Genomic DNA, 2,541 nt, shown 5'->3' on the forward strand with positions numbered 1-2,541 from the left:
TGAACGTGCAGTTCGCGATCCAGCAAGTGCCGCGTGAAGACGGCACGAAGCAGGACGTGATCTACGTGCTCGAAGTGAATCCACGTGCTTCGCGCACGGTGCCGTATGTGTCGAAGGCGACGGGTTTGCCGCTGGCGAAAATCGCCGCTCGCGCGATGGTCGGCCAGAAGCTGTCGGCGCAAGGCATCACGAAGGAAGTGATCCCGCCGTATTTCAGCGTCAAGGAAGCGGTGTTTCCGTTCGTGAAATTCCCGGCGGTCGATCCGGTCCTCGGACCTGAAATGCGTTCGACGGGTGAAGTCATGGGCGTGGGCCGCACGTTCGGCGAGGCGCTCTTCAAGTCGCAACTTGCGGCCGGATCGCGCTTGCCGGAAAGCGGCACGGTTCTCCTGACCGTAATGGACGCCGACAAGCAAAAGGCCGTGGAAGTCGCGACCATGCTGCACGAACTCGGCTATCCGATTGTCGCAACCAAGGGCACGGCTGCGGCTATCGAAGCGGCGGGCGTTCCGGTCAAGGTCGTGAACAAGGTGAAGGATGGCCGTCCGCACATCGTGGACATGATCAAAAATGGTGAAATTGCGCTGGTCTTCACGACCGTGGATGAAACGCGCGCCGCAATCGCCGATTCCCGCTCGATCCGCATGAGCGCGCAAGCCAACAAGGTCACGTACTACACGACCATGTCCGGCGCCCGTGCGGCGGTCGAAGGCCTCCGATATCTGAAGGACCTGGAAGTCTATGATTTACAAGGACTGCATGCTCGCCTAAACTAAGGCTTCAGATTCGAGTCTCAGCAGTATCAGCAGTCTCCATATGAAGTCTAAGTATCAAGGGCCGCGGTTAAGCGGCGTCTCCCATATTTACCGGGAGATGCACTTAACCGCGGTAATTTTTTTACGTCTGCATTTTTGCGTAATGAGTTGGTTATGAGCACAGTTCCTTTGACTAAACGTGGCGCAGCGTTGCTGCGCGACGAATTGCAACATTTGAAATCCGTAGAACGCCCGTCGGTCGTCAATTCGATCGCCGAAGCGCGCGCGCAGGGCGACTTGTCGGAAAACGCGGAGTATGACGCTGCCAAAGAGAAGCAGGGCTTCATTGAAGGCCGGATTGCCGAGCTCGAGTCGAAGCTGGCAGGCGCGCAAGTCATCGATCCGACCGAGGTGGAAGCCGACGGCCGCGTGATCTTCGGCGCGACCGTCGAGCTGGAAGACCTGGATTCGGGCAATTCGGTGACCTATCAGATCGTCGGCGACGACGAAGCCGACATCGATCACGGCCTCGTGTCGATCAGCTCGCCTATAGCACGTGCGTTAATTGGCAAGACGGAGGGCGATGTTGCGTCGGTGCAGGCACCGAGCGGCGCGCGCGAATACGAAGTCATTGCGGTCAAGTACGTCTGATGGCTCATCGATTCTTTCGGATCGTCGCCATGATCTGGGTCGGCAGCGTGCTGGCCCTGGGTTACATCGCAGCACCCGTGCTGTTCAGCATGCTCGACCGGACCTCCGCGGGTTCGGTCGCGGCGCAGCTTTTTCGCATCGAGGGCATGCTGGGCGTAGTGTGCGCGCTGGTGCTGCTGGTCATGGCGAATCGCCTGGTACGTACGGGTTTCGATGAGTACAAGCGGACGCGCTGGGTGATCGCGGGCATGCTGCTGTGCGTGCTGATCGGCTATTTTGCCTTGCAGCCGTTCATGAACGCCTTGCGTGTGGCGGCACAAGAGGGCGGGATGGAACTCGCGCAGTCACCGTATGCAAGCCGGTTCGGCATGCTGCACGGGGTATCGAGCGCGTTTTACCTGATCGAGAGTGTGTTGGGACTGGTCTTGTTCTGGCGCCTTCCGCCGGGACGGTTCCCTGCGCAAACCGCGGTTCCGAAGGGAAAGACAGCCAGCGTCGCAGCACGTCGCGCACGCGGCTGAAAAAAAAGCCGGTGGGATCCGAGCTGATCGGATCACACCGGCTTTTTGCTTTCCGGGCGAACCCGGAACGGCTTACTTCGACGACTGATGGTGGCGCTTGGCGCTCGGCAGACGTTTCTTTGCACGCTTCACGTTGCCGCCGGCGGTGACGCGTTCATTGCCACGAACCAGCAGTTTCTGCTTTTTCGGCTTGCGGACCACCGGTGCATCGCGGGTGATCTTCACGACCTTCACCACGCGCGGGGCGCGGCCTTTCGTGGATGCATCGGCAGCTTCACCCGCGCTCGGCGGCGCAACGCGATTCGCGCCGCGCACGCCAGCCGTACCGGTTTTGCGTGCAGGCGCAGCGTCGTCTTCCGGACGCCACACCACGAGAAGTTTGCCGATCTGCTGGACTGGAGCCGCGCCCAGGCGATCACAGATTTCGGCGTAAGCGGCGACGCGGGATTCGCGGTCATCGCCGAAAACCCGGTCGCCATGCAGCTCGCACCACAACTCGCCTTTACGGGCTGATATCTGGTAGGCGTGGAGGTGGGTCTTACCCAATACTTTTGCCCAGTAAGGGATCAGGTTGCAATGTGCCGAACCTGTAACAGGATCTTCAGGGATACCTG

The 2,541-nt window shown here is 60.1% G+C and carries 3 protein-coding genes and 1 pseudogene; 3 read left to right on the plus strand and 1 reads right to left on the minus strand.

What is annotated here, in order from left to right; translation table 11 throughout:
- The 3 genes and pseudogenes from carB to ACFFAR_RS30635 all read left to right on the plus strand — a co-directional run.
- Window positions 1–776 (plus strand): annotated as a pseudogene (carB, locus tag ACFFAR_RS30625) (carbamoyl phosphate synthase large subunit); the annotation flags it as partial.
- A gap of 153 nt (window positions 777–929) precedes the next feature.
- Window positions 930–1,406: a transcription elongation factor GreA gene (gene greA, locus ACFFAR_RS30630; protein ID WP_061999915.1), complete on the plus strand. Its 477-nt coding sequence runs from the start codon at window positions 930–932 to the stop codon at window positions 1,404–1,406.
- Window positions 1,406–1,927: a DUF4149 domain-containing protein gene (locus ACFFAR_RS30635; protein ID WP_062167197.1), complete on the plus strand. Its 522-nt coding sequence runs from the start codon at window positions 1,406–1,408 to the stop codon at window positions 1,925–1,927. Before greA ends, ACFFAR_RS30635 begins: the two co-directional genes overlap by 1 nt.
- A gap of 72 nt (window positions 1,928–1,999) precedes the next feature.
- Here ACFFAR_RS30635 and ACFFAR_RS30640 read toward each other — a convergent pair whose 3' ends face one another.
- Entirely contained in the window at window positions 2,000–2,497 is a 498-nt protein-coding gene (locus ACFFAR_RS30640) for an RNA-binding protein (protein ID WP_375509160.1), read from the minus strand.
- Window positions 2,498–2,541: the final 44 nt, after the last annotated feature.

Origin of the sequence: uncultured Caballeronia sp. (assembly GCF_964243625.1) — a bacterium.
Lineage (GTDB): Bacteria > Pseudomonadota > Gammaproteobacteria > Burkholderiales > Burkholderiaceae > Caballeronia.

Excerpts from the sequence above, each read along its gene's own strand:
- greA (WP_061999915.1), top strand. The coding sequence starts at position 930 with ATGAGCACAGTTCCTTTGACTAAACGTGGCGCAGCGTTGCTGCGCGAC.
- ACFFAR_RS30635 (WP_062167197.1), top strand. The coding sequence starts at position 1,406 with ATGGCTCATCGATTCTTTCGGATCGTCGCCATGATCTGGGTCGGCAGC.